General features: G+C 68.9%; 1 protein-coding gene. It reads left to right on the top strand.

Annotation, left to right across the window (positions count from 1 at the left end):
* Positions 1 to 594: glucosamine-6-phosphate deaminase (gene nagB, locus WMO64_RS17070; protein WP_349232774.1), on the top strand; the 594-nt coding region annotated here is incomplete at both ends.

Raw genomic sequence — 594 nt, 5'->3', positions numbered from 1 at the left:
GGCGGCGCGGATCATCGCGGCCCAGGTGATCCTGAAGCCGGAGTGCGTGCTGGGCCTGGCCACCGGCTCCTCTCCCATCGGCACCTACAAGGGCCTGGTGGACCGGTACAAGGCGGGCAAGATTTCCTTTGCCGGCGTGACCACCGTGAACCTGGACGAGTACAAGGGCCTGTCCGGCGCCCACGACCAGAGCTACCGCTACTTCATGCAGCACAACCTGTTCGACCACATCGACGTGCGGCCGGAGTGCACCCACGTGCCCAACGGCCTGGCCGAGGACGCCGAGGCCGAGTGCGCCCGGTACGACGCCTTTGTCCGCAGCCTGGGCTGCGCCGACCTGCAGCTGCTGGGCGTGGGCCGCAACGGCCACATCGGCTTCAACGAGCCCTGCGAGGAGTTCGTGGTGCCCACCCACGTGGTGGACCTGACCGAGAGCACCATCGAGGCCAACGCCCGGTTCTTCGCCTCCCGGGACGAGGTGCCCCGCCAGGCCCTGACCATGGGCATCGGCGTGATCATGGCGGCCCGGAAGATCCTGATGGTGGCCAGCGGCGCGGACAAGGCGGACGCGGTGTACGGCATGGTGAAGGGCCC

Source organism: Pseudoflavonifractor intestinihominis, assembly GCF_040096055.1.
In the GTDB taxonomy this organism is placed as follows: domain Bacteria; phylum Bacillota; class Clostridia; order Oscillospirales; family Oscillospiraceae; genus Pseudoflavonifractor; species Pseudoflavonifractor intestinihominis.
The sequence above is the reverse complement of the archived record's forward strand: the minus strand, read 5'-3'. Positions and strand labels throughout refer to the sequence as shown.